The 25,058-nt window shown below is 53.2% G+C and carries 24 protein-coding genes; 15 read left to right on the forward strand and 9 right to left on the reverse strand.

Annotated elements, in window-relative coordinates:
* From AAYN39_RS19570 to msrA, 4 genes are all read right to left on the reverse strand, one after another.
* Positions 1-133: transposase (locus AAYN39_RS19570; protein ID WP_171897985.1), on the reverse strand; the 133-nt coding region annotated here is incomplete at its 3' end.
* On the reverse strand, positions 90-362 hold the full coding sequence (locus AAYN39_RS19575) for a hypothetical protein (RefSeq protein ID WP_138082281.1): 273 nt from the start codon (positions 360-362) through the stop codon (positions 90-92). The genes AAYN39_RS19575 and AAYN39_RS19570, both read right to left, overlap by 44 nt.
* Positions 331-1,674, reverse strand: coding sequence for a hemolysin family protein (locus tag AAYN39_RS19580; protein WP_000934974.1), 1,344 nt, complete (start codon positions 1,672-1,674; stop codon positions 331-333). The genes AAYN39_RS19575 and AAYN39_RS19580 overlap by 32 nt, the downstream gene beginning before the upstream one ends.
* A gap of 189 nt (positions 1,675-1,863) precedes the next feature.
* Positions 1,864-2,502: a peptide-methionine (S)-S-oxide reductase MsrA gene (msrA, locus tag AAYN39_RS19585; RefSeq protein ID WP_000051467.1), complete on the reverse strand. Its 639-nt coding sequence runs from the start codon at positions 2,500-2,502 to the stop codon at positions 1,864-1,866.
* A gap of 212 nt (positions 2,503-2,714) precedes the next feature.
* Between msrA and tamA the strand changes: the two genes are divergently transcribed.
* The 3 genes from tamA to AAYN39_RS19600 are packed head-to-tail and all read left to right on the forward strand — an operon-like array spanning position 2,715 to position 8,571.
* Positions 2,715-4,448, forward strand: a complete 1,734-nt coding sequence (gene tamA, locus AAYN39_RS19590) for an autotransporter assembly complex protein TamA (RefSeq protein WP_001120231.1) — start codon at positions 2,715-2,717, stop codon at positions 4,446-4,448.
* The gene (gene tamB / locus AAYN39_RS19595) at positions 4,445-8,224 is read left to right on the forward strand and encodes an autotransporter assembly complex protein TamB (protein WP_000060812.1); all 3,780 of its coding nucleotides are present in this window, start codon (positions 4,445-4,447) and stop codon (positions 8,222-8,224) included. Before tamA ends, tamB begins: the two co-directional genes overlap by 4 nt.
* 2 nt (positions 8,225-8,226) lie before the next feature.
* Positions 8,227-8,571, forward strand: a complete 345-nt coding sequence (locus AAYN39_RS19600) for a gamma-glutamylcyclotransferase (protein WP_001219167.1) — start codon at positions 8,227-8,229, stop codon at positions 8,569-8,571.
* A 53-nt stretch (positions 8,572-8,624) separates the two neighbouring features.
* Here the strand turns inward: AAYN39_RS19600 and AAYN39_RS19605 are convergent, their stop codons facing one another.
* The 4 genes from AAYN39_RS19605 to fbp all read right to left on the reverse strand — a co-directional run bounded on the left by AAYN39_RS19605 (position 8,625) and on the right by fbp (position 13,158).
* Positions 8,625-9,833 (reverse strand): MFS transporter, encoded by a 1,209-nt coding sequence (locus AAYN39_RS19605; protein ID WP_000203124.1) that lies wholly within the window; start codon positions 9,831-9,833, stop codon positions 8,625-8,627.
* Positions 9,830-10,993, reverse strand: a complete 1,164-nt coding sequence (locus AAYN39_RS19610; protein WP_000977198.1) for a metallo-dependent hydrolase — start codon at positions 10,991-10,993, stop codon at positions 9,830-9,832. The genes AAYN39_RS19605 and AAYN39_RS19610 overlap by 4 nt, the downstream gene beginning before the upstream one ends.
* A 409-nt stretch (positions 10,994-11,402) precedes the next feature.
* Positions 11,403-11,933, reverse strand: a complete 531-nt coding sequence (ppa, locus tag AAYN39_RS19615; protein ID WP_000055079.1) for an inorganic diphosphatase — start codon at positions 11,931-11,933, stop codon at positions 11,403-11,405.
* Between the two features lie 226 nt (positions 11,934-12,159).
* Positions 12,160-13,158 (reverse strand): class 1 fructose-bisphosphatase, encoded by a 999-nt coding sequence (gene fbp, locus AAYN39_RS19620; RefSeq protein ID WP_000853761.1) that lies wholly within the window; start codon positions 13,156-13,158, stop codon positions 12,160-12,162.
* Positions 13,159-13,332: 174 nt separating this feature from the next.
* On the opposite strand from fbp, the gene mpl reads away from it, so the two are divergent.
* Positions 13,333-14,706: a UDP-N-acetylmuramate:L-alanyl-gamma-D-glutamyl-meso-diaminopimelate ligase gene (mpl, locus tag AAYN39_RS19625; protein WP_001219848.1), complete on the forward strand. Its 1,374-nt coding sequence runs from the start codon at positions 13,333-13,335 to the stop codon at positions 14,704-14,706.
* Positions 14,707-14,812: 106 nt separating this feature from the next.
* Here mpl and yjgA read toward each other — a convergent pair whose 3' ends face one another.
* On the reverse strand, positions 14,813-15,364 hold the full coding sequence (yjgA, locus tag AAYN39_RS19630) for a ribosome biogenesis factor YjgA (RefSeq protein ID WP_000166287.1): 552 nt from the start codon (positions 15,362-15,364) through the stop codon (positions 14,813-14,815).
* Positions 15,365-15,459: 95 nt separating this feature from the next.
* On the opposite strand from yjgA, the gene pmbA reads away from it, so the two are divergent.
* The 11 genes from pmbA to AAYN39_RS19685 all read left to right on the forward strand — a co-directional run bounded on the left by pmbA (position 15,460) and on the right by AAYN39_RS19685 (position 25,003).
* Positions 15,460-16,812, forward strand: a complete 1,353-nt coding sequence (pmbA, locus tag AAYN39_RS19635; protein WP_000852994.1) for a metalloprotease PmbA — start codon at positions 15,460-15,462, stop codon at positions 16,810-16,812.
* Positions 16,813-16,909: 97 nt separating this feature from the next.
* Complete coding sequence (cybC, locus tag AAYN39_RS19640) at positions 16,910-17,296, forward strand: cytochrome b562 (RefSeq protein WP_001232231.1); 387 nt, start codon at positions 16,910-16,912, stop codon at positions 17,294-17,296.
* Positions 17,297-17,573: 277 nt separating this feature from the next.
* The gene (locus AAYN39_RS19645; protein ID WP_001255103.1) at positions 17,574-17,912 is read left to right on the forward strand and encodes a glycine dehydrogenase; all 339 of its coding nucleotides are present in this window, start codon (positions 17,574-17,576) and stop codon (positions 17,910-17,912) included.
* Between the two features lie 10 nt (positions 17,913-17,922).
* On the forward strand, positions 17,923-18,285 hold the full coding sequence (locus AAYN39_RS19650) for an SFCGS family glycine-rich protein (RefSeq protein WP_000435389.1): 363 nt from the start codon (positions 17,923-17,925) through the stop codon (positions 18,283-18,285).
* On the forward strand, positions 18,285-18,587 hold the full coding sequence (locus AAYN39_RS19655) for a DUF4312 family protein (protein WP_000975186.1): 303 nt from the start codon (positions 18,285-18,287) through the stop codon (positions 18,585-18,587). Before AAYN39_RS19650 ends, AAYN39_RS19655 begins: the two co-directional genes overlap by 1 nt.
* Positions 18,588-18,609: 22 nt before the next feature.
* Positions 18,610-19,386 (forward strand): DUF4311 domain-containing protein, encoded by a 777-nt coding sequence (locus AAYN39_RS19660; protein ID WP_000478578.1) that lies wholly within the window; start codon positions 18,610-18,612, stop codon positions 19,384-19,386.
* An 11-nt stretch (positions 19,387-19,397) separates the two neighbouring features.
* Entirely contained in the window at positions 19,398-20,042 is a 645-nt protein-coding gene (locus AAYN39_RS19665) for a DUF4310 family protein (protein WP_000392129.1), read from the forward strand.
* Between the two features lie 58 nt (positions 20,043-20,100).
* On the forward strand, positions 20,101-21,234 hold the full coding sequence (locus tag AAYN39_RS19670) for an amidohydrolase/deacetylase family metallohydrolase (RefSeq protein WP_000459938.1): 1,134 nt from the start codon (positions 20,101-20,103) through the stop codon (positions 21,232-21,234).
* Positions 21,218-22,336: a DgaE family pyridoxal phosphate-dependent ammonia lyase gene (locus tag AAYN39_RS19675; protein ID WP_001139189.1), complete on the forward strand. Its 1,119-nt coding sequence runs from the start codon at positions 21,218-21,220 to the stop codon at positions 22,334-22,336. The genes AAYN39_RS19670 and AAYN39_RS19675 overlap by 17 nt, the downstream gene beginning before the upstream one ends.
* A complete protein-coding gene (locus tag AAYN39_RS19680; protein ID WP_000779260.1) occupies positions 22,333-23,073 on the forward strand; it encodes a KDGP aldolase family protein in 741 nt (246 codons plus the stop codon). Before AAYN39_RS19675 ends, AAYN39_RS19680 begins: the two co-directional genes overlap by 4 nt.
* Positions 23,074-23,089: 16 nt before the next feature.
* Complete coding sequence (locus AAYN39_RS19685) at positions 23,090-25,003, forward strand: BglG family transcription antiterminator (RefSeq protein ID WP_001212152.1); 1,914 nt, start codon at positions 23,090-23,092, stop codon at positions 25,001-25,003.
* The last annotated feature ends 55 nt before the right edge of the window (positions 25,004-25,058 follow it).

Here is a 25,058-nt window from a genome sequence, read left to right on the forward strand (position 1 = left end):
ATAATTTTCTTAATATGCTGCCTACTGCCCTACGCTTCTCTCCATAGAACGCTTGTCTTCGGTATTTGGGCGCGAAAACTATGTGATATTTACAGTTCCATCGGGTGTGCGCTAAGCTCTTTTCGTCCCCCATTGGGACCCCCTTTTGATTTCTTGTTGAACTTTTGCAGTTGCCAGACCGCAAGATGTTTTAACAAATCAAAAGGGGTTTTAATAACTGGCTTAAAGCTGAAAGCTTTCCGGAACCCCCAGCCTAGCTGGGGGTTTTCCATAGACAACAAAAAAACGGCTCCTGAATCAGGAGCCGTTGATGTTTCTGGCAAACGGATTTCAGGCCGCGCTGTCTTCTTTACCTTGCGCATCGGGCAGTTTCGGCGCCGGTACGTTGCTTTTATTGTCGAGACGCGTCACCAGCAACTGATCGATACGGTAGTTGTCGATATCCACCACTTCAAATTTGTAGCCGGAAAACTTCACCGAATCAGTACGTTTTGGGATCTTGCGCAGCATAAACATCATAAAGCCGCCAATGGTTTCATAGTTGCCGGATTGCGGAAACTCATCGATATCCAGCACGCGCATGACGTCGTCAATCGGCGTGCCGCCGTCAACCAGCCAGGAATTTTCATCGCGCGCCACAATTTGCTCTTCCAGTCCCTGGCCGACCAGGTCACCCATTAGCGTGGTCATCACATCGTTCAGCGTAATGATACCGACGACCAGCGCGTATTCATTCATAATGACCGCGAAATCTTCGCCCGCCGTTTTGAAACTTTCCAGCGCCTCAGAAAGGGTCAGCGTATCCGGCACAATCAAGGTATTGCGAATTTGCACGCCGCTATTCAGCGCCATACTTTGGTTCGCCAGCACGCGGTTCAGCAGATCTTTGGAATCTACATAGCCGATGATGTGGTCGATATCTTCATTACACACCAAAAATTTTGAGTGCGGATGTTCGGCTACCTTTTTCTTCAGGCTTTGTTCGTCTTCGTGTAGATCAAACCAGATGATACTTTCGCGCGACGTCATAGAAGACGGTACGGTGCGGGATTCAAGTTCAAACACATTTTCAATCAGTTCGTGCTCTTGCTTGCGCAAGACGCCCGCCAGCGCGCCGGCTTCCACCACCGCGTAAATATCATCAGAAGTAATGTCGTCTTTCCGCACCATTGGAATTTTGAACAGGCGGAAGATGTTGTTTGCCATGCCGTTAAACAGCCACACCAGCGGGCGAAAAACGAACAGGCAGAAGCGCATCGGGTTGATGATACGCAAAGCCACAGCTTCTGGCGCAATCATACCGATGCGTTTCGGGGTTAAATCCGCGAACAGGATAAACAGCCCCGTCACCAGCGAGAAAGAGAGAATAAAGCTCAACTGCTCGGAGAGTTCTGGCGACATATAGTGCGAGAAAAGGGCGGAAAAGGCGGGCGAAAATGCCGCATCGCCGACGATACCGCCAAGAATAGCGACGGCGTTCAGGCCAATTTGCACAACGGTGAAAAACATGCCGGGATTTTCCTGCATTTTCAATACGCGTTGTGCGTTGATACTGCCTTCATCAGCTAATAACTTAAGTTTAATCTTACGTGATGCGGCAAGCGAGATCTCGGAGATGGAGAAGAACGCACTTACAGCGATCAGGCAGAATATAATGAATATACTGTTTAACATATCTTATCCGGCGAAACGCCAGATCCTCGGAAGGGAAGTTTATAAATCCGTGTGGTAACGTTTAATGAAAACCGGCTCGTAGCAGTGAGCCGATAAGTTCAGGGCTAGTATAGCGTAAGCTACTGTAAAGTCGCCAGAGGGTTCATTTTCAACTCCGACAAGTTCCCCCTACGCCTGCGTCGTCACGCGTCACGCGTCAGGCGGCAGGCAAACGCCGATCCCGCCAATCCCGCAGTAACCGTATGGATTTTTGTGCAGATACTGTTGGTGTTCATCCTCGGCGTAGTAAAACGGCGTCGCATGGGCGATTTCCGTGGTAATAGGGCGATGGTCTCCGGCGGCGGCCATTGCCGACTGAAAGCGCTCGCGACTGGCGTGAGCGGCGGCATTCTGTTCCGGCGTTAAGGGATAAATCGCAGAACGGTATTGCGTACCGTGATCGTTACCCTGTTGCATCCCCTGCGTCGGATCGTGATTTTCCCAGAAGGTCTGTAAAAGCTGCTCATAACGGATAACGGCAGGATCGTACACTATCCGTACCGCTTCGGCATGACCGGTCTGCCCGGAGCAGACTTCCCGGTAGGTTGGATTAGGCGTGTAACCGCCCGCATACCCTGCTGCGGTGCTATATACGCCGGGCAATTGCCAGAATAAACGTTCTACGCCCCAGAAACAGCCCATCGCGAAGTAGGCGATCTCCATCCCGGCAGGGACATTGGTCATAGAGTGTTCATTTACCGCATGCAGAGTGGCGATTGGCATCGGGGTGTTGCGTCCTGGTAACGCATCTGCTTGAGTAACCAGATGTTTTTTATCAAATAAACTCATGAACTATTCTCCCGAAAGCGTTAATTGGCGTTAAGGTTGTAACGAGACGCATCTTTGCACACAATAACAACATTAATGTATCTGGATTTAACCATAAGAAATATTTGGGCAGTCGTCTGCTTTTCAATCGAAATTGTTGATTTTATGTTAAGCCGCGGAGCGGTAGTGTGATTTTTTCCAGGGGTGGGAATAGGGGATATTCAGGAGAAAATGTGCCACATATCCGTCAGTTATGTTGGGTTAGCTTACTGTGCCTGAGCAGTTCTGCGGTAGCCGCAAATGTTCGTCTGAAAGTCGAAGGGCTATCCGGAGAGCTGGAAAAAAACGTTCGCGCACAGCTCTCTACGATTCAGAGCGATGAGGTGACGCCGGATCGGCGCTTTCGCGCCCGAGTTGATGATGCGATTCGCGAAGGGCTTAAAGCGTTAGGCTATTACGAACCCACTATCAAATTCGACTTGCTTCCACCGCCTGCGAAAGGACGGCAGGTATTAATCGCCAGGGTTACGCCCGGCCAGCCGGTGTTGATTGGCGGTACAGAAGTCATTTTACGCGGCGGCGCGCGTACGGACAAAGATTATCTGGCCTTACTGAAAACGCGTCCGGCAATCGGCACGGTGCTCAACCAGGGGGACTATGACAATTTTAAAAAGTCGTTAACCAGCGTGTCGCTACGCAAAGGCTATTTCGACAGCGAATTCATTAAAAGTCAGTTGGGAATTGCTCTGGGCCGTCATCAGGCGTTTTGGGATATTGATTATGATAGCGGTGAGCGCTATCGCTTCGGGCCTGTCACCTTCGAAGGTTCGCAGATTCGTGATGAATATTTACAAAATCTGTTGCCGTTTAAAGAGGGTGATGAGTACGAATCGAAAGATTTGGCGGAACTAAACCGCCGGCTTTCCGCTACCGGATGGTTTAATTCTGTTGTGGTGGCGCCGGAATTTGAGAAATCGCGTAAAACAAAAATTCTGCCGTTAAAAGGCGTGGTATCACCGCGAACCGAAAACACGATTGAAACCGGGGTGGGGTACTCCACCGACGTCGGGCCGCGCGTGAAAGCGTCGTGGAAAAAACCGTGGATGAACTCCTACGGTCATAGCCTGACCACCAGCACCAGTATTTCTGCGCCGGAACAGGTGCTGGATTTTAGTTATAAAATGCCGCTGCTGAAAAACCCGCTGGAGCAATACTATCTGGTACAGGGCGGTTTTAAACGTACCGATTTGAATGATACGGAGCAGGACTCGACCACGCTTGCCGTGTCGCGTTACTGGGACCTTTCCAGCGGTTGGCAGCGGGCGATTAACCTGCGCTGGAGTTTCGACCACTTTACCCAGGGGAACGTCACCAATACCACCATGCTGTTCTACCCGGGCGTGATGATCAGCCGAACCCGCTCGCGAGGGGGACTGATGCCAACCTGGGGCGATTCGCAGCGCTACTCGGTAGACTATTCGAATACGGCCTGGGGCTCCGACGTGGATTTCTCCGTACTGCAGGCGCAAAACGTCTGGATTCGGACTTTGTACGATCGCCACCGTTTTGTGATGCGCGCCAATTTGGGCTGGATAGAAACCGGTGATTTCGACAAAGTTCCGCCGGATTTACGTTTCTTCGCCGGGGGCGACCGCAGTATTCGCGGCTATAAATACAAATCTATTTCGCCTAAAGATAGCGACGGCAATCTTAAAGGCGCCTCAAAACTGGCAACCGGATCGCTGGAGTACCAGTATAACGTCACCGGCAAATGGTGGGGGGCGGTGTTTGTCGATAGCGGCGAGGCGGTTAGTGATATTCGCCGTAGCGATTTCAAAACCGGGACCGGGGTCGGCGTGCGCTGGGCGTCGCCGGTTGGGCCTGTCAAACTCGATTTTGCCGTACCGGTCGGCGACAAAGACGAACACGGTTTACAGTTTTATATCGGTCTGGGGCCTGAATTATGAGTTTATGGAAGAAAATAAGCCTCGGCGTGTTGATTTTCATTGTGGTGTTACTGGCGAGCGTTGCGTTTCTGGTCGGGACGACGACGGGGCTGCATCTGGTATTCGGTGCGGCGAACCGCTGGGTGCCGGGGCTGGATATTGGGCAGGTCACCGGCGGCTGGCGGGACTTATCGTTAAAAAATATCCGCTATGAGCAGCCGGGCGTTGCGGTAAATGCGGGCGAAATTCATCTGGCCGTCGGGCTTGATTGCCTGTGGCGCAGTAGCCTGTGCGTCAATGATCTGGCGCTAAAAGACATTAATGTCGCTATCGACAGCAAAAAAATGCCTCCTTCCGAACCGGCGCAAGAAGAGGAAGAAAGCGGGCCGCTGAACCTCTCCACGCCCTGGCCCATCACGCTGTCGCGCGTGGCGCTGAATAACATCAATATCAAGATTGATGACACTACCGTTTCGGTGCTGGATTTTACCTACGGGCTGGCATGGCAGGAGAAAAACCTGACCCTGAAACCGACGCGGCTTCAGGGACTGCTGATCGCGCTGCCGAAGGTCGCTGAGGTGGCGCAGGAAGAGGTGGTTGAACCCAAAATCGAGAAACCTCAACCGGATGAAAAGCCGCTTGGCGAAACGCTAAAAGATCTGTTTGCAAAACCGGTAATGCCGGAGATGACCGATGTTCACCTGCCGCTCAATCTGAATATCGAGTCATTTCGCGGCGAGCAGCTACGCATCACCGGCGATACCGATCTGACGGTGCGCACGATGCTGCTTAAAGTCAGCAGTATCGACGGTAATATGAAGCTGGATACTCTGGATATCGACGCCAACCAGGGCACGGTGAAAGCCTCCGGTACGGCGCAGCTCGCCAATAACTGGCCGGTTGATATTACGCTCAACAGTACGCTGAATATCGATCCGCTAAAGGGTGAAAAGATCAAACTCAAGGTCGGCGGCGCGTTACGCGAACAACTGGAGGTCAGGGTGAACCTTTCCGGGCCGATGGATGTCGCGCTTCGCGCCCAGACGCGGCTGGCGGAGGCCGGTTTACCGCTCAATCTTGAGGTCGTCAGCCAACGCATTGCCTGGCCATTGACGGGTGATACCCAGTTTCAGGCTGACGATCTGAAGCTCAAACTGAGCGGTAAGATGACCGACTATACGTTGTCGATGCGAACCGCCGTGAAAGGACAAGATATTCCGCCGGCGACCATCACGCTGGATGCTAAAGGGAATGAGCGGCAGATTAATCTCGATAAACTCACCGTCGCCGCTCTGGAGGGAAAAACCGAACTGAAAGCGCTGGTGGACTGGCAGCAGGCGATTAGCTGGCGTGGCGAACTGACGCTGAATGGCATCAATACCGCTAAAGAGATCCCGGACTGGCCCGCGAAACTTAACGGCGTCATGAAAACCAAAGGCAGCCTCTACGGCGGCACCTGGCAGATGGATGTCCCGGAGCTCAAGCTGACCGGTAATGTGAAGCAGAACAGCGTTAACGTCAACGGGACGCTAAAGGGCAACAGCTACATGCAGTGGACGATCCCGGGGCTGCACCTTGCGCTGGGCCCAAACAGCGCCGATATAAAAGGCGAGCTTGGCGTTAAGGAGCTGAATCTTGACGCCGCCATCGATGCGCCAGGGCTGGATAATGCGCTGCCAGGGCTGGGCGGCATGGCAAAAGGAATCGTTAAAGTCCGCGGTACGGTAGAAGCGCCGCAGCTGTTGGCGGATATCACCGCCCACGGTCTGCGCTGGCAGGAGCTGTCTATCGCCCAGGCGCGCATCGAGGGCGATATTAAATCCACCGATCAGATAGCGGGCCATCTCAACGTTCGCGTAGAGCGGATTTCGCAGCCCGACGTTAACATCAATCTGGTGACGCTTGACGCCAAAGGCAGCGAGAAGCAGCATCAGCTACAGCTCCGTGTTCAGGGAGAACCGGTATCCGGTCAACTCTCCCTGACAGGCAGTTTTGATCGCGAGGAGGCGCGCTGGAAAGGGACGTTAAGCGACACCCGTTTCCAGACGCCAGTGGGGCCATGGTCGTTGACCCGCGCGATTGCGCTGGACTACCGTAATAAAGAACAGGAAATCAGTATCGGGCCACATTGTTGGCTGAACCCGAACGCCGAGCTGTGCATCCCGCAAACCATTGATGCGGGCGCCGCAGGACGGGCGTTGGTCAATCTCAACCGCTTTGATCTGGCGATGCTGAAGCCATTTATGCCTGATACCACTCAGGCCAGCGGGGTCTTTAGCGGGAAAGCGGACGTGTCGTGGGACACCACCCAGGAGGGATTGCCGCAGGGGAAGGTCACACTTTCCGGTCGTAACGTGAAGGTCACGCAGACCGTCAATGACGCGCCGTTACCGGTCGCGTTTGAGACGCTGAACCTCAGCGCCGATCTGCACAATAATCGCGCCGAGCTGGGATGGCTGATTCGCCTGACGAACAATGGTCAATTCGATGGCCAGGTGCAGGTAACCGATCCTCAGGGGCGGCGCAATCTCGGCGGTAACGTCAACATGCGCAATCTCAATCTGGCGATGGTCAACCCTGTCTTTTTGCGCGGCGAAAAAGCGGCGGGAATGTTAAACGCCAGGCTACGTCTGGGCGGCGATGTGCAAAGCCCGCAGTTGTTTGGTCAGTTGCAGCTTAGCGCGCTGGATATTGACGGTAATTTTATGCCGTTTGAGATGCAGCCGAGCCAGCTCGCCATGAACTTTAGCGGTACGCGCTCGACGCTCGCTGGTATCGTGCGAACACAACAAGGGCAAATTAACCTGAACGGTAACGCCGACTGGAGCCAGATTGACAACTGGCGCGCGCGGGTGACGGCGAAAGGCAGTCGGGTGCGGATTACCGTTCCGCCGATGGTGCGCCTGGATGTCTCGCCGGATGTGGTCTTTGACGCGACGCCTTCGCTGTTCACGTTGGATGGGCGTGTGGACGTTCCGTGGGCACGAATTGTGGTGCACGACCTGCCGGAGAGCGCGGTCGGCGTCTCCAGCGATGTGGTTATGCTCAATAATGACCTGCAACCAGAAACGCCGCAGACAGCATCTATTCCCATCAACAGTAATCTGACGGTACATGTCGGCAACAACGTGCGCATCGACGCCTTCGGGCTTAAAGCGCGTTTGACCGGCGATTTGAAAGTCGCGCAGGATAAGCAGGGGCTGGGGCTAAATGGTCAAATCAATATTCCTGACGGCCGATTCCGCGCCTACGGCCAGGACCTGCTTGTTCGTAAAGGCGAGCTGCTGTTCTCCGGCCCGCCGGATCAGCCGCTGCTCAATATCGAAGCGATCCGTAACCCTGACGCCACCGAAGACGATGTCATTGCGGGCGTGCGCGTCACAGGCACAGCTGATGAACCCAAAGCGGAAATCTTCTCCGATCCGGCGATGCCGCAGGCTGAAGCGCTTTCTTATCTGCTGCGTGGGCAGGGGTTGGACAGCAATCAGAGTGATAGCGCAGCAATGACTTCCATGCTTATTGGCCTGGGGGTTGCGCAAAGTGGTCAGGTTGTGGGTAAAATCGGAGAGACATTCGGTGTAAGTAATCTGGCGCTGGACACGCAAGGGGTGGGCGATTCGTCCCAGGTTGTGGTCAGCGGCTATGTACTGCCGGGTCTACAGGTGAAGTATGGTGTAGGGATATTTGACTCTCTGGCGACGCTCACGTTACGTTATCGCCTGATGCCTAAGCTATATCTGGAAGCAGTGTCTGGCGTAGATCAGGCACTTGATTTGCTCTATCAGTTTGAGTTTTAGCAATGCGAATATTTGTCTATGGCAGTTTACGACAGAAACAAGGCAACAGTCACTGGATGACCAATGCCCAATTGCTTGGCGATTACCGTATCGATAACTACCAGTTGTATAGTCTGGGCCACTATCCAGGCGCAGTTCCGGGAAACGGAGCGGTATACGGTGAAGTTTATCGAATTGATAACGCCACGCTGGCCGAACTTGATGCTTTGCGCACCAGGGGCGGTGAATACGCACGCCAGTTAATCCAGACGCCTTACGGCAGCGCATGGATGTATGTATATCAACGTCCTGTTGATGGGTTAACTCTGATTGAAAGCGGTGACTGGTTAGACAGAAACCAGCCCTGAACTGAACACGCCACCCTCGGGTGGCGTTGTTTTTTACATTCTGGCTGATGGCGTTAACGCCGGGCATGGTGAGCTCTTATTCTGCCGTAGATCAATAATGACGCGCCGCCCAGGATAACAATGCATCCGAGAACCATAAATCCCTGCATATAGCTGCCGGTTGTCCGGTAAAAATAGCCGACCATTAGGCCTGCCAACGTACCGCCGCCGCCGGCGCCGATGCCATTAATAATACCGGAGGCTGGGCCAATCGCATGGGGTTTAACGTTCGACTGGATAATCGACCAGATATTGGGGGTAAAGCTGGCGGCATAATAACCCATCGCCAGGGTAATGAGCGTGATTTTAAAGCCCGGCGCATCGACAAATGGCAGGAGAAATAACATCACGCCGGGGATTAGTAGGCCCAGTGAAGCAATAAGTACACGTTTTTGTGTCTTATCACTGATCCATGAGATGGGGATTGCCAGTATAACCGCAGTCAGATAAGGCAGAGAACTGACCAATGCTTTACTGAATCCGGTATAGCCGAGAGAATTGACAACCATGGGGATCCATAACGTAATTCCCCAGAACAACATCCCTTGAGTGATGTAGGTAAAAATAAGGAGTAGGAAGGGGGTTCCGCCCAGCGATTCCAGAGTAAGTTTAGTTTTCTCTGTTGGCGCCGGCGCACGATAATAAGGCGCTTCTTCCTGTTTTTTCAGCATTGTTATATAAAGTGGAACCACAACAACAATGCCGATCATACCAGTGATAATAAAAACATTTCGCCAACCGAAGGCAGCATCCAGCGGGGACAAAATCATAAATCCCAGGCCTAATGCCAGGAACTGTCCATAATACTGGATAATGCTGTTCGCCTGCGTCCGTTCTTTGTCTGAAAACCAGTCGCTGGCGAAGCGGGACTGCTGCGGCCAATAAATGCCTTCGGTAATGCCAAGCACCAGCCGACAAATCAAAATAACGTACACTGACGAGGTAAATCCGACAAAAACGGTCGCAATCGACCAGATTAGCACCATCAGAATGACTATTTTTTTCGGATCGTATCGCTGGGTAAATACGCCGCCAAAAATATTTGAAAAGGCATAGCCAATAAGAAATATGGTTAATACAATGCTGGCCGTTGCGCCATCAATATTCAGGTCGTGTGTAATCGTAGGTAACGTAACGGAAAGATTAGAACGGTCAAGATAAGCAACAAAAAGGCCGAACATTAATGTCGCGCCGATCCGTAGCCATTTTTGCATTGAGGTCATTTTTCAACTCCGTTTGGCCGCGTGCCAAAATCAATTTGACGAAATAATATCTCACCGGATTTTATGGTCATTTGTGGTACCAGCACATGCGTCCCCGTGAGCGTTTCACCATGAATATCGGCAAATTCAACATGCCTGTTTTTTAATTTAAAGATGGCGATATCGGCAAATGCCCCAGGGGCCAGCGTACCAATTTCTGCTGCCATACCCATTAAAACTGCTGGGGTATGGGTACAGGCGTTAATGACATCGGCAAGCGTGACGCCGAGTGCTAAATATTTCGATAAAATCCATGGTAAGGCGTAAACAGGCCAGGCGAGTTTAGTGATGGTTGAGAGATCGCTACTGATGATATCCGGAAGAAAGCCATTGGCGATGGCCCGGCGTGCCGTGTTCATTGAAAAATGGCTGCGACCATTGGCGGCATCAAATATAACGCCTCGTTCTCTTGCATGACGGACTTCGGCTAAGACCGCGCCTTCATTAGTAAGAATGGTGCTACCTTTGCCGTGAAACGCATGAGCGATAATATCGCCGCGGCGTAGCAAGGAGACAAGTTCTTTCATGGGAACGACGGGATGAGTCGAGTGTATTGCTACGGGGCACCTTAAATCGTTGGCAATACGAAGGGATTCAGTCAGCGGTTTTAAGCCATATTCAGCAATGTCCTCAGTCTGAACCTTGAGTTTTAATCCCTGAAGAACGTTGCGATACTGGCGAAACAGCGCGTGGATCTTATTTTCATCAATATTGTCAGGATCATAATTTTCTTGTGACCAGATTTGGCCCGGCGGCGACACGGTCAGAAACGCTTTGATTCGAACTTTGCTGGCGCAAATCACCGTTCGGTAGAAGGCATCAAAGTTTGCCGTACCGGCAGAACCTGCATCCACGACGGTGGTGACGCCATTCGGCGGCATGTACATATCAGGCCTGACGCCGCCTTCCGTCGCATCATAAAAAACATGCGTGTGATAATCGATAAGACCGGGAGTGACGATCATGCCGTCGGCATGGATAATCCGGGTCTCCGAAGTTACAGGATATTTATCGGCATCAACGATAATATCGTTAATGATGCGTAACTTGTTAATCTCATTAATATTACGAGCGGGATCGATGATATGTCCACCGGTAATTAATATATCATTTTTCATCATAATCTCTTAAAATAGTAAATAATTATGGCAGCCCTTGAAAATATATTAAAAAGTGTGTTTTGAGCGGATGTTATGTTGGATTGAAAATACAGTTATTGGTAGGGAGAGCTTAGGATACCTTATTAAAAAGGTAATCGGGCTTATGCACTAAATAAGAATTTAGCGCTTGCTAATATTTAGGGCGTAAGTCCATGGGAGTCTGGGGGCATTCGCAAAACAATTATTATCTTAAGCTTTTTAGAGAAAACGTGAGCGTATTCAACCCTTTTTAATAAAAAATAAGGTAAAGTCTTATTCATTCTGTGAATGTTAAACTAATAATGATAAAAATTGTGTTCTATTCATTAGCCAATAAAAAGGCCCTCATTACTATGAGAGCCTTTATCTTGACGATTATGTAAAAGCGAACTTATTTCTTCGCTGCGCGCTCGAAAGAGGCAACGATTTCCGCTTTAGCCGCTTCGGCGTTGTCCCAACCGTCAACTTTCACCCATTTGCCTTTTTCGAGATCTTTATAATGCTCGAAGAAATGAGTGATCTGCGCTTTCAGCAGTTCCGGCAGATCGTTCACATCTTTAATGTGATCGTACTCTTTGCTCAGTTTGGTGTGCGGTACGGCAACCAGTTTCGCATCTTCACCGGATTCGTCGGTCATTTTCAGTACGCCAACCGGACGGCAACGGATGACGGCGCCTGGCTGCAGCGGGTACGGCGTCGGGACCAGAACGTCTACCGGGTCGCCGTCCAGAGACAGGGTATGGTTGATGTAACCGTAGTTGCACGGATAGAACATCGCGGTGGACATGAAGCGGTCAACGAACAGCGCGCCGCTCTCTTTGTCAACTTCGTATTTGATCGGATCTGCGTTAGCCGGGATCTCGATAACGACGTAGATATCTTCCGGCAGTTCTTTACCCGCCGGGACGTTGAGTAAGCTCATGTCTGTTTCCTTTGAAGTTATGACAAACAAGTGGCGAGTATTATAGCCAACTCACGCCGAAAGTCTTCGCTTGTTTTCGTTTCCGCCTCATCTGGCGCGTCGTTGCGGAGCATAAACGACAAAGGTTAAGAACCGAAAAAATCACGGGCCTGATAAGGCAACGCCGCCATCGGACATCTTATTGCCCAATGGCGGCTTCATGCGTTATTCCGCATGGTGGTAAAGATTACGCGTCCGGGTATTCGCGGATAAAGCGTTCCACATCGTCAACCATATGGCGGTTGCCGACGAAGAACGAGCGGCGCTGGTGCAGGCTTTCCGGAATGATATCCAGAATACGTTCTTTACCATCGCTTGCTTTGCCACCGGCCTGTTCCGCGAGGAACGCCATCGGGTTGCATTCATACAGCAGACGCAGTTTCCCCTGCGGATGGCTGGCGGTGCTGGGGTAGAGATAGATGCCGCCTTTCAGCAGGTTGCGGTGGAAATCGGCCACCAGAGAGCCAATGTAACGTGAGGTATAAGGGCGACTTGTTGAACTATCCTCTTCCTGGCAGAATTTGATGTACTTCTTCACGCCATTCGGGAACTTAATGTAGTTGCCTTCGTTAATGGAGTAGGTTTTACCCTTTTCCGGGAAACGCATACGTTCTTGGCACAGACAGAACACGCCCAACGACGGATCGTAGGTGAAAGCGTGTACGCCGCAGCCGGTGGTGTAAATCAGCATGGTGGACGAGCCATACACGACATATCCCGCAGCGACCTGTTTGTTGCCGGGTTGCAGGAAATCTTCTTCGGTGACCGGCGTGCCGACGGGCGTCACGCGGCGATAAATCGAGAAAATCGTACCGACAGAGACGTTAACGTCGATGTTAGAAGAGCCATCCAGAGGGTCCATCAGCACCACATATTTCGCGTGTTCGCAGCCTTCAAAGACGACAATTTCGTCCTCTTCTTCCGATGCGATGCCCGCTACAATATCGCGCGCTTTTAGTGCAGCTTTCAGTTTCTCGTTCGCGAACAGATCGAGTTTCTGCTGAACCTCGCCCTGTACGTTCTCAGCACAGCTGGCACCCAGGATATCGACCAGACCGGCCTTGTTGATATCGCGGTGGATGATCTTGGCGCCCAATTTTATTGCCGACAGCAAAGCAGTGAGCTCACCGGTAGCCTGAGAGAACTCGTGCTGCTTTTCGACAATAAATTCACCTAACGTTTTCATAACACTTTCCCTGCAATTGATTGGAGTAAAGCGACCGTAACAATCTTAACAAACATTTCAGATGATGCGCTCAGGTGAATCGCGCCAGCAAAGTACAGATTTACCTGAAATGCGTTTCTCACTTGCCAGACATGTGCGTAAAATGGCTCGCAGATAAAAAAAGGATAGTGACGTATGCGCATTCATATTTTGGGAATTTGTGGCACTTTCATGGGGGGGCTGGCGATGCTGGCTCGCTCGCTTGGTCATGAAGTAACGGGTTCGGACGCCAATGTGTATCCGCCGATGAGTACCTTACTTGAGAAGCAAGGCATTGATCTGATCCAGGGTTATGACGCCAGCCAGCTCGATCCGCAGCCAGATCTGGTGATTATCGGCAATGCGATGACGCGCGGGAATCCGTGCGTGGAAGCGGTGCTGGAAAAAAACATTCCCTTTATGTCTGGTCCACAGTGGCTGCATGACTTTGTGTTGCGCGACCGCTGGGTACTGGCGGTCGCCGGTACCCACGGTAAAACCACGACCGCAGGCATGGCGACCTGGATACTGGAAGCGTGCGGGTACAAACCGGGCTTCGTGATCGGCGGCGTACCGGGCAATTTTGAGGTTTCCGCACGCCTGGGCGAGAGCCCATTCTTTGTTATCGAAGCGGATGAGTACGACTGCGCGTTCTTTGATAAACGTTCTAAATTTGTGCATTACTGCCCGCGGACGCTGATCCTCAACAACCTTGAGTTTGATCATGCCGACATCTTCGACGATCTGAAAGCGATCCAGAAGCAGTTCCACCACCTGGTGCGCATCGTGCCGGGGCAGGGGCGCATCATCTGGCCGGAAAACGACATCAACCTGAAACAGACCATGGCGCTGGGCTGCTGGAGCGAGCAGGAGCTGGTGGGCGAGCAGGGACACTGGCAGGCGAAGAAGCTGACTACGGATACTTCCGAGTGGGAAGTGTGGCTGGACGGCGAAAAAGTCGGCGATGTGAAATGGGGCCTGGTCGGCGAACATAACATGCACAACGGTCTGATGGCGATTGCCGCCGCGCGCCACGTGGGCGTCGCGCCCGCAGAAGCAGCCAGCGCGCTGGGGTCATTTATTAACGCTCGCCGCCGTCTGGAGCTACGCGGTGAAGCGAACGGCGTGACGGTGTATGACGATTTTGCTCACCATCCTACGGCAATTCTGGCCACGCTGGCGGCGCTGCGCGGTAAAGTGGGCGGCACCGCGCGCATTATCGCGGTACTGGAGCCGCGTTCTAACACGATGAAGATGGGGTTATGCAAGGATGACCTGGCGCCGTCGTTAGGGCGTGCGGATGAAGTGTTCCTGCTGCAGCCGCCGCATATTCCGTGGCAGGTTTCAGAAGTGGCGGACGCCTGCGTACAGCCTGCTCACTGGAGTGGAGATGTCGATACGCTGGCGGATATGGTGGTGAAAACCGCACAGCCTGGCGATCACATCCTGGTGATGAGCAACGGCGGTTTCGGCGGCATCCATCAGAAATTGCTGGATGGGCTGGCGAAAAAAGCACTGGTTGTGGGGTAAAAAATGCCCGGTGGCGCTGCGCTTACCGGGCCTACAATACGTACATTCCCGTAGGCCGGATAAGGCGTTAGCGCCGCCATCCGGCAGACGCTATCAACATGTAAAATTACCCTTCGTTTTCCGCCAGCTCGCGCAGATACTGGAAGATCTGACGCGCTGATTTCGGCGGTTTGTTGCCTTCTTTCTCTTTCTTCGCATTGCGGATCAATGAACGAAGCTGTTGACGATCGGCGTGCGGCCACAGGGTCAGTACTTCGGCTACCGCGTCATCGCCTTCGACGATCAGACGATCGCGCAGATGCTCAAGCTTGTGAAACAGCACCACCTGCTGATTATGGCGGTTCTTCAGCTTGTCCAGCGCCTGGCGAATAGGTTCAACGTCGCGTTGGCGCAGCATTTTTCCGATAAGCTGCAACTGGCGGCGGCGTCCTTCCATTTTGATTCGCTGGGCCAGTTCAATGGCGTCGCGCAGATCGGCGTCCAGCGGGATCTTATCCAGCGCGTTTTTCCCCAGATCCACCAGTTCCGCGCCCAGGCGTTTTAATTCCTCGGCATCGCGTTTAATTTCACTTTTACTGACCCAGATAATTTCATCGTCTTCGTCTTCGATGTCATCACCGGGAACGTCGTCGAGCCAGTCTTCGGGCTGCTTTGTCATGTCAGGCTCCTTAAAAAAAGAGGCTAATGTTACCAGTTAAGATGCGCACTGAAAAACGGTTCTCTGTTAGACTTCAGAGAAACTCTCTCTACATTATGGCATTTGCAATGAAAGTAATCTCACAAGTTGAAGCGCAGCGTAAGATTCTGGAAGAAGCAGTTTCGACAGCGCTGGAGTTAGCCTCAGGCAAATCGGATGGGGCGGAAGTCGCCGTCAGCAAGACTACCGGCATTAGCGTCAGCACCCGTTATGGTGAAGTAGAGAATGTCGAATTTAATAGCGACGGCGCGCTGGGAATTACGGTGTATCACCAGAACCGCAAAGGCAGCGCCTCTTCGACGGATTTAAGCCCGCAGGCGATTGCCCGTACCGTGCAGGCCGCGCTGGATATCGCGCGTTACACGTCGCCGGACCCGTGCGCAGGCGTGGCGGACAAAGAACTGCTGGCGTTTGACGCGCCGGATCTGGATTTGTTCCACCCGGCAGAGGTTACGCCAGACGAAGCCATTGAACTGGCCGCGCGTGCGGAACAGGCTTCTCTAAAGGCGGATAAACGCATCACCAATACCGAAGGCGGTAGCTTTAACAGCCATTACGGCATTAAAGTGTTCGGCAACAGCCACGGTATGTTGCAGGGATATTGCTCCACGCGCCATTCGCTCTCAAGCTGCGTCATCGCCGAAGAGAACGGCGATATGGAGCGTGATTACGCTTACACCATCGGCCGGGCAATGGCGGATCTGCAAGCGCCGGAATGGGTCGGGGCCGAGTGCGCGCGCCGTACCTTATCCCGCCTGTCGCCGCGCAAGCTCTCCACCATGAAAGCGCCGGTCATTTTCGCCAATGAAGTGGCGACAGGGCTATTTGGTCATCTGGTCGGGGCGATTGCCGGCGGCGCGGTATACCGTAAATCCACTTTTCTGCTCGACTCGCTGGGCAAACAAATTCTGCCGGAATGGTTAACCATCGAAGAACACCCGCATCTGCTAAAAGGGCTGGCGTCTTCACCGTTCGACAGCGAAGGCGTGCGTACGGAGCGCCGGGACATTGTGAAGGATGGCGTACTGACGCAATGGTTGCTGACCAACTATTCCGCCCGCAAACTGGGGCTGAAAAGTACCGGTCATGCTGGCGGCATTCATAACTGGCGTATCGCCGGGCAGGGGCTGAACTTTGAGCAGTTACTGAAAGAGATGGGTACCGGCCTGGTGGTGACGGAACTGATGGGCCAGGGCGTCAGCGGTATTACCGGCGACTACTCCCGCGGCGCTGCGGGATTCTGGGTTGAAAATGGTGAAATCCAGTACCCGGTAAGTGAAATTACCATTGCCGGTAATTTAAAAGAGATGTGGCGTAATATTGTCACCGTAGGCGATGATATTGAAACGCGCAGTAATATACAATGTGGTTCGGTATTGTTACCGGAGATGAAAATCGCCGGACAATAATACCCGTCATACTTCAGGCTGCAGGCGCGTTGGCTGCCTGCAACTCGAATTATTCAGGGTATTACACTTATCGTTAATAATAAAAAGGAAGTGAGCAATGCGTAAAAGCCTGTTAGCTATTCTTGCTGTGTCATCGCTGGTATTCGGTTCGGCTGTTTTTGCTGCCGATCTTGAAGATAATATGGATATTCTCAATGATAACCTGAAAGTTGTTGAGAAAACGGATAGTGCCCCTGAGCTGAAAGCGGCATTAACTAAAATGCGCGCGGCCGCGCTGGATGCTCAAAAAGCTACGCCGCCAAAGCTGGAAGATAAAGCGCCGGATAGCCCGGAAATGAAGGATTTTCGTCACGGTTTTGACATTCTGGTCGGCCAAATTGATGGCGCGCTGAAGCTGGCGAACGAAGGTAACGTTAAAGAAGCGAAAGCGGCGGCGGAAGCGCTAAAAACCACCCGCAATACGTATCATAAGAAGTATCGTTAATTTTTGTGGGATGGCGGCTTCGCTTTATCCGCAGGTCGCCATCCGGCAAAATGTAATACCCATCACACTTTCTCACTTTATACGACAACGTCATTGTTTCGCCATTTCCTCTTTATGCCGCGATAGATCTCACACTTTCCCGGCGATAATTCATCAATGCCGCTTTTTCTGTGGCGCAGATCACCTATCCCACTCGCGTTTCCACTTCGAGGTGGAAAATAACTCGCTACAAACTTTTAACCCTTACCGCTAGTTTTATCTCATTGCCATTAATGGGGTGAGACGCGTGGATAACGGAGCAGTAAAACACGATGCCGGTGAGCGAATTAACGAACTGGCTGAACAGGTGTTAACGCAGGTGGATGGCCTGCTGGGGCGACATCACATTGTCCCCAATGCGGTACAGACGCAAATGCTGACCTCGCACGTTCGCGCGATGGCGCACCGGTCAATTACCGGCGAGCCTTTACCGGAAGTCGATGCCAGCTTGTTTGATGAAATCTCAGCCGAATCAATGGCGCTCGCCCGCGAAATCGTGGCGGCGTTTGGCAACCTTCCTGACGAAGAAGCCTGGCTATTATCGGTACATTTTGAAGTCGCGAAAGACAACCTCTAAGGAGCAAAAAATGGAACAGATTACCGTCGTAATTGGCGATCGCCTGGGTAAAGGCCAGAAAGTGGCGGCAGGCGTGGAAAAAGCGGGCGGTCGCGCGGTCGTCGTACCGGGCGTCGCGGCAGACATGAAGCTGGGCGATGTGATGAAAGCGGAAAACGCCACCTTCGGCATTTCATTTTGCGGCAGCGGCGGCGCGGGCGCTATCACCGCGCAAAACAAGCATGGCTACAAAGCCAAATATGGGATGCGGTCAGTAGATGAAGGAGTCACCGCTATCAATGAGGGCTGCAACGTGTTGGGTTTCGGCTTTATGGATAAAGAAGAGCTCGGCGAGCGCCTGGTGCAGGCGTGGCAAAAGAAATACGGCGCCTGATGATGAAAGAGCAATTCACCACCACGGTGAGAGTAAAAGGCAAGGGCGACGCCAAAGCACGCGCCTTTGCCGATGCGCTGAACCATGTTCAGTCGGCGGTGATGAGAGAGTCGCCGTATATCTTACTGCGTATTGAGCCACAGGATGTGCGGATTGTTCAGGCGCATGAGTCGGTGCGTAAAGAGGCCTTTCTGTTTTTCTTTTTGCGCCGGGAACGACGCACTTACAGCGTGGAGCTGGATGTGGCCGTCAACGTGACCGCCATCAATCTCGACAGGGTGGATTTCGTCGCGAAACGCTGATTTTTATTAAAAAGGCATAGTTATGTTCCTGATAATACTAATTAAATCTCTCATTATCGGCGCGCTGGTCGGCGTAGGGGTGGGCGCTGGGGCTGCACGTATGTTTCACGCGCCAACCACGCAGGGGATGGGCGCGTTCCGTACGTTGGGCGAACTCAACTCTTGTGAAGGCGACCCGGCATCTCACTTCTCCTTTGGACTGGGTTTCTTCTTTAACGCCTGGGCGTCGTCTGTGGCGGCCGGATCGTTCACCCAGGATGTCGATCACCGCATCATCCCTAACTGGGGCGCGGCGGCGCTAATGATCAAAAACCGTAACGTCGGCGAGACGCTGCACGACCCGAAAAAAATGGCGATCGCCTGCGCCGTCATCGGCATGATCGTCGTGACGTTCCTTAACCTGACCGCCTCATCCGTGCCAGAAGCGCTACAGGTGACGGCGGTTAAGGTGCTGGTACCGGCGGCAAACCTGCTGGTCAACATCGTCATGCCTGTGATTTTCTGGTTAGCGGCGATCGACGCTGGTAAAAAATCGGGTTTCTGGGCCACCGTTTTCGGCGGCGCGGCGCAGCTCATCATGGGGAACGCCGTACCGGGGCTGGTGCTGGGTATTTTGATCGGCAAAGGCGTAGAAGAGAGCGGCTGGAACCATGTCACCAAAGTGATGATGGTTGCCATCGTTTTGCTGTTTGTGTTGAGCGGTTTCTTCCGCGGCTTCGACATGAAAATGATCGAGTCTTTCAACATGACGGTACCGAACTGGCTTGAACTGATCCACAACTCGCTCAGCGGCAAATAACGGAGACCACAATGGAAGAGAATAAAGGTTTTTGGTATGCCGACTGGTCGTTCCCGATCTTTGTTGGCCTGCTCTCCTCCGGCGTTTTCGCCGGGACGCATATGTACTATCTGTACGGTATCGGCGCATTTAACGAAGTCGCTTTTGTGGCGATGTTGAAAGCGGGGATGGATACCGGCGTCTACGGCGCGGTCGCCGCTTTCGGCGCCAGCTTTTTATTTGCCCGCATTATCGAAGGTTCGCTGGTCGGGATTCTGGATATCGGCGGGGCAATTCAGACTGGCGTGGGCTTAGGGGTTCCGGCGTTACTGCTGGGGGCTGGCTTTGTCTTCCCGGTGGCGAACTTTATCGCTTCGCTGATAACCGGTCTGGTGATTGGCCTGGCGATTGGCTACATCATTATTCTGGCGCGTAAGTTCACTATTAATCAGAGCGACTCCACGTACGGGGCGGACGTCATGATGGGGGCCGGTAACACTTCAGGCCGTTTTCTGGGGCCGTTGATTATCCTCAGCGCCATGACGGCATCGATTCCTATTGGTCTGGGCTCTCTGGTGGGCGCGCTGCTGTTTTATATCTGGCAGAAGCCGATTACCGGCGGCGCGATTTTAGGCGCGATGATCCTCGGTTCCATCTTCCCGGTTTCGATTAGCTAACTGTTGATTTGTAGGTCGGATAAGGCGGTTGCGCCGCCATCCGGCAAAGGAGAGAACGATGTTTGATTTACTCCTGCGCCATGCGCGTCTGGTCGATGACACGCTGACTAATATTGCCCTTCAGGATGGCAAAATCGCGGCGTTGGGTGACGTTGATGGTCCGGCGCTGAAAACCATTGACCTGCGCGGCGAATGTTACGTTAGCGCGGGTTGGATTGATTCTCACGTTCACTGCTACCCGAAATCGCCGATTTACCACGACGAACCGGACAGCGTGGGTATTGCCACTGGCGTTACCACAGTGGTGGATGCAGGCAGCACAGGCGCTGATGATATTGACGATTTTTACACGCTGACTCGTGACGCGGCCACCGAGGTTTATGCGCTGCTGAATGTTTCACGCGTTGGGCTTATTGCCCAAAACGAGCTGGCTAACATGGCCAATATTGACGCTGATGCGGTTCGGCAGGCGGTAAAACGCCATCCGGATTTTATCGTCGGCCTCAAGGCGCGGATGAGCAGCAGCGTGGTAGGCGTTAACGGCATCACGCCGCTGGAACGCGCTAAAGCCATGCAGCAAGAAAACGGCAACCTGCCGCTGATGGTACATATTGGCAATAACCCGCCGGATCTGGACGAAATAGCGGAGCGTCTGACGGCGGGCGATATCATTACCCACTGTTACAACGGTAAGCCGAACCGTATTCTTCGGCCTGACGGCGAGCTGCGCGCCTCGGTGACACGAGCGCTGGCGCGCGGCGTGCGTCTGGACGTCGGGCATGGTACCGCCAGCCTGAGCTTTGCGGTGGCTAAACGCGCTATTAGCCTGGGGATTTTACCGCATACCATCAGTTCCGATATCTACTGCCGTAACCGCATCAACGGCCCGGTACATTCGCTGGCTAATGTGATGTCGAAATTCCTCGCCATCGGCATGTCGCTGCCGCAGGTCATTGCGTGCGTGACGGCCAATGCCGCCGATAGCCTGAATCTGAAAACCAAAGGACGTCTTCAGCCAGGTCTGGATGCCGACCTGACCCTCTTTACGCTTAAACGCCAGCCCACCGTGTTGGTAGACGCGGAAAACGACAGCTTACAGGCTGAAGAATTGCTGACGCCGCTTGCCGCGATACGCGCAGGCAAGGGCTATATGACCGAACAAGGGAGCGCGGAACATGCCTTCGATTTTTGAGAAGTATCAATTAAAACAGGTGATTAACGCCTCCGGACGTATGACGGCGCTCGGCGTCTCCACACCGCGCCCGGAAGTGATAGACGCGGCGATGGCCGGAATGAATCAGTATTTCGAGATGAAAGATCTGGTGAATAAAACCGGTGAGTACATTGCGAAATTGCTGGAAGTGGAAGGGGCGACGGTAGTCTCCTGCGCCAGTGCGGGCCTTGCCCAGTCGGTTGCCGCGGTACTGGTTCAGGACAGCGACTGGCTGCTGGAAAACCTGCACGTTACACCGATTGAAAATAACGAAATCGTCCTGCCAAAGGGCCACAACGTCAACTTTGGCGCGCCGGTGGGAACGATGGTGGCGCTGGGCGGCGGCAAACTGGTGGAAGCCGGTTACGCCAACGAATGTTCCGCCGCCCAGTTGGCGGCGGCCATTACGCCGCGCACGGCGGCTATTCTCTATATCAAATCTCACCACTGCGTACAGAAAAGTATGCTCAGCGTGGAGCAGGCTGCGGTGGTGGCGCGCACGCATAATCTGCCGCTGATTGTGGACACGGCGGCGGAAGAAGATTTGCAGTGCTACTACCGCGTGGGCGCAGATCTCGTTATCTATAGCGGCGCAAAAGCGATTGAAGGGCCGACCAGCGGGCTGGTGATTGGCAAAACACAGTATGTTGAGTGGGTAAAACGTCAGTCAGCGGGCATTGGCCGGGCGATGAAGGTCGGCAAAGAGGGAATTGTTGGCCTGACCTGCGCCATTGAATTGTACCTGCGGGCGCAAAAAGAGAGCGGCGCGGAGATGGTAGAAAAAATGGCGCCCTTTATCGACACGTTGAACACGTTTAACGGCGTCAGCGCCCGCGTGGTGTGGGACAGCGCCGGACGCGATATCGCGCGCACGGAAATTAAGTTTGATGAAGCCGTTACCGGCATCGCCACAGGCGACCTGGTCGACGCGCTGAAGCAAGGGGAATACGCGATTTACTTTCGCGGATACAAAGCCAACGAAGGGATTATTGAAGCGGATGTCCGCAGCGTCGATCGCGCGCAGTTAGCGATTGTGGCGCGTCGTATTGGCGAGGTGATTAATCAGGAGAAACAAGCATGAAACTGACCCCTAACTTTTACCGCGATCGCGTTTGCCTGAACGTACTGGCCGGTTCGAAAGATAACGCCCGGGAAATCTACGCGGCGGCGGAAGGTCATGTGCTGGTTGGCGTGCTCTCCAAAAACTATCCGGATGTGGCAAGCGCAGTCGCGGATATGCGTGAATATGCGGCGCTTATCGACAATGCGCTCTCCGTCGGATTGGGGGCAGGCGATCCTAACCAGTCGGCGATGGTGAGCGAAATCTCGCGTCAGGTACAGCCGCAGCATGTCAACCAGGTGTTTACCGGCGTAGGGGGCAGCCGGGCGCTGCTGGGGCAAAACGAGACGGTGGTGAACGGTCTTGTCTCGCCGACCGGCACGCCGGGGCTGGTGAAAATTTCCACCGGCCCGCTAAGCAGCCGCGCGCCGGACGGCATCGTACCCATAGAAACGGCGATTGCGCTACTCAAAGACATGGGCGGCAGCTCTGTTAAATACTTTCCGATGGGAGGACTCACCTGTCGCGACGAGTATAAAGCGGTGGCTGACGCCTGCGCCCGCCATGATTTCTGGCTGGAACCGACGGGCGGTATCGATCTGGAAAACTTCGCCGAGATTCTGCACATCGCCCTTGATGCAGGTGTAAGCAAAATCATTCCTCACATTTATAGTTCGATTATTGATAAGGTGAGCGGCAACACCCGTGCGGACGATGTGCGTCAGTTACTCGCTATCGTCCGGTCGCGTGTCGGCTAATCATGAGGAGAGAGACGTGCGATTCCCCAACCAACGTTTAGCGCAGCTATTTGCGATGCTGCAAAACGAGACGCTGCCGCAGGACGAGCTGGCGCAGCGGTTGTCGGTCTCCACGCGTACCGTTCGGGCGGATATCGCCGCGCTGAACATGTTGCTGACGCCGCATGGCGCGCAATTTACTCTCAGTCGCGGCAACGGGTATCAACTCAAAATTGATGATCCGGCACGTTATCAATCCCTGCAAACGCAGCAATCTCCCACGCTGGCGCGCGGTCCGCGCACCAGCCAGGAGCGGATCCACTATTTGCTGGCGCGTTTTTTAACCTCCGCCTTCTCGCTGAAGCTGGAGGATTTAGCAGATGAATGGTTTGTCAGCCGTGCGACGTTGCAGAACGATATGGCGGACGTGCGCGAGCATTTGCTGCGTTATCATCTGACGCTGGAAACGCGTCCGCGTCATGGCATGAAATTGTTTGGCGGAGAGATGGCGATTCGCGCCTGTCTGACCGACCTTTTATGGACGCTGGTGCAGCAGGAGCCCTCCCATCCGTTAATTGTTAGTACCACGCTGAACACCGAGGTGTCTCAACGGCTGCAGTCTCTTTTGCCGGATATTTTCTCTCATTGTCAAATCCGCCTGACCGATGAGGGCGAGCTGTTTCTGCGTTTATACTGCGCGGTGGCGGTACGGCGTATTCGCGAGGGGTATCCGTTATCGGAATGCGTGGCAGAGGAGGTCGATGAAAAGGTGCGCCATGCGGCGCATGAGATTGCGGAGCTACTACAACAGCTGGCTGACAAGCCGCTGTCGGAGCCGGAAGTAAGCTGGCTGAAGGTGCATATTGCCGCCCGCCAGGTACAGGAGATTGCCCCCAGCGCCATTAATGCCGATGATGAAGAGGCGCTGGTGCACTATATCCTCAATTTTATTAATACCCAGTACAACTATAACCTGTTGAATGATAAACAGCTTCACGCGGACTTGCTGACCCACATCAAAACGATGATCACCCGCGTGCGCTACCAGATCATGATCCCCAACCCACTACTGGAAAATATTAAGCAGCACTATCCGATGGCGTGGGATATGACGTTGGCGGCGATATCGAGTTGGGGAAAATACACGCCGTATACCATTAGCGAAAACGAAATCGGTTTTCTGGTGCTGCATATTGGCGTTGGGCTGGAACGTAGTTACAACATTGGCTACCAGCGGCAGCCGCAGGTACTGCTGGTGTGCGATGCTGGTAATGCGATGGTGCGGATGATTGAAGCGGTACTGGCGCGGAAATACCCGCAGATTGAGATTGCCCGCACTCTGACGCTACGCGACTATGAGGCGCGGGACAGTATGGTGGAGGATTTTGTGATTTCCACAGCGCGGATCGGCGAAAAAGATAAGCCGGTCATCATGATCGCGCCCTTTCCTACCGACTATCAATTGGAGCAGATCGGTAAGCTGGTGCTGGTGGACAGAACCCGTCCGTGGATGCTGGATAAATATTTCGATGCCTCGCATTTTCGCATCGTGGAGGGGGAAATAAATCAACAGACGCTGTTTAAAACGCTGTGCGATCAGTTGCACGAGGAAGGCTTTGTTGATGCGGCGTTTCTCGATTCGGTTATTGAACGTGAAGCTATCGTCAGTACGTTATTAGGCGACGGGATTGCCTTGCCACACGCGCTGGGGCTGCTGGCGAAGAAAACGGTGGTTTATACGGTGCTCGCGCCGCAGGGGATTGCCTGGGGTGACGAAACGGCGCACGTTATTTTTTTACTCGCCATCAGCAAAAGTGAATATGAAGAGGCGATGGCCATCTACGATATTTTCGTCACTTTCCTGCGCGAACGCGCCATGACGCGCCTCTGCGCATGTCAGAATTTTACGCAATTTAAAACGGTCGCAATGGAGTGTGTGAGTCGCTTTTGAGAGGCGTTATCCAGAATTCGATGTAATGCGAATGTAATGCTAAACTGCATTACAC

Source organism: Salmonella sp. K21076 (genome assembly GCF_039650795.1).
Lineage (GTDB): Bacteria > Pseudomonadota > Gammaproteobacteria > Enterobacterales > Enterobacteriaceae > Salmonella > Salmonella enterica.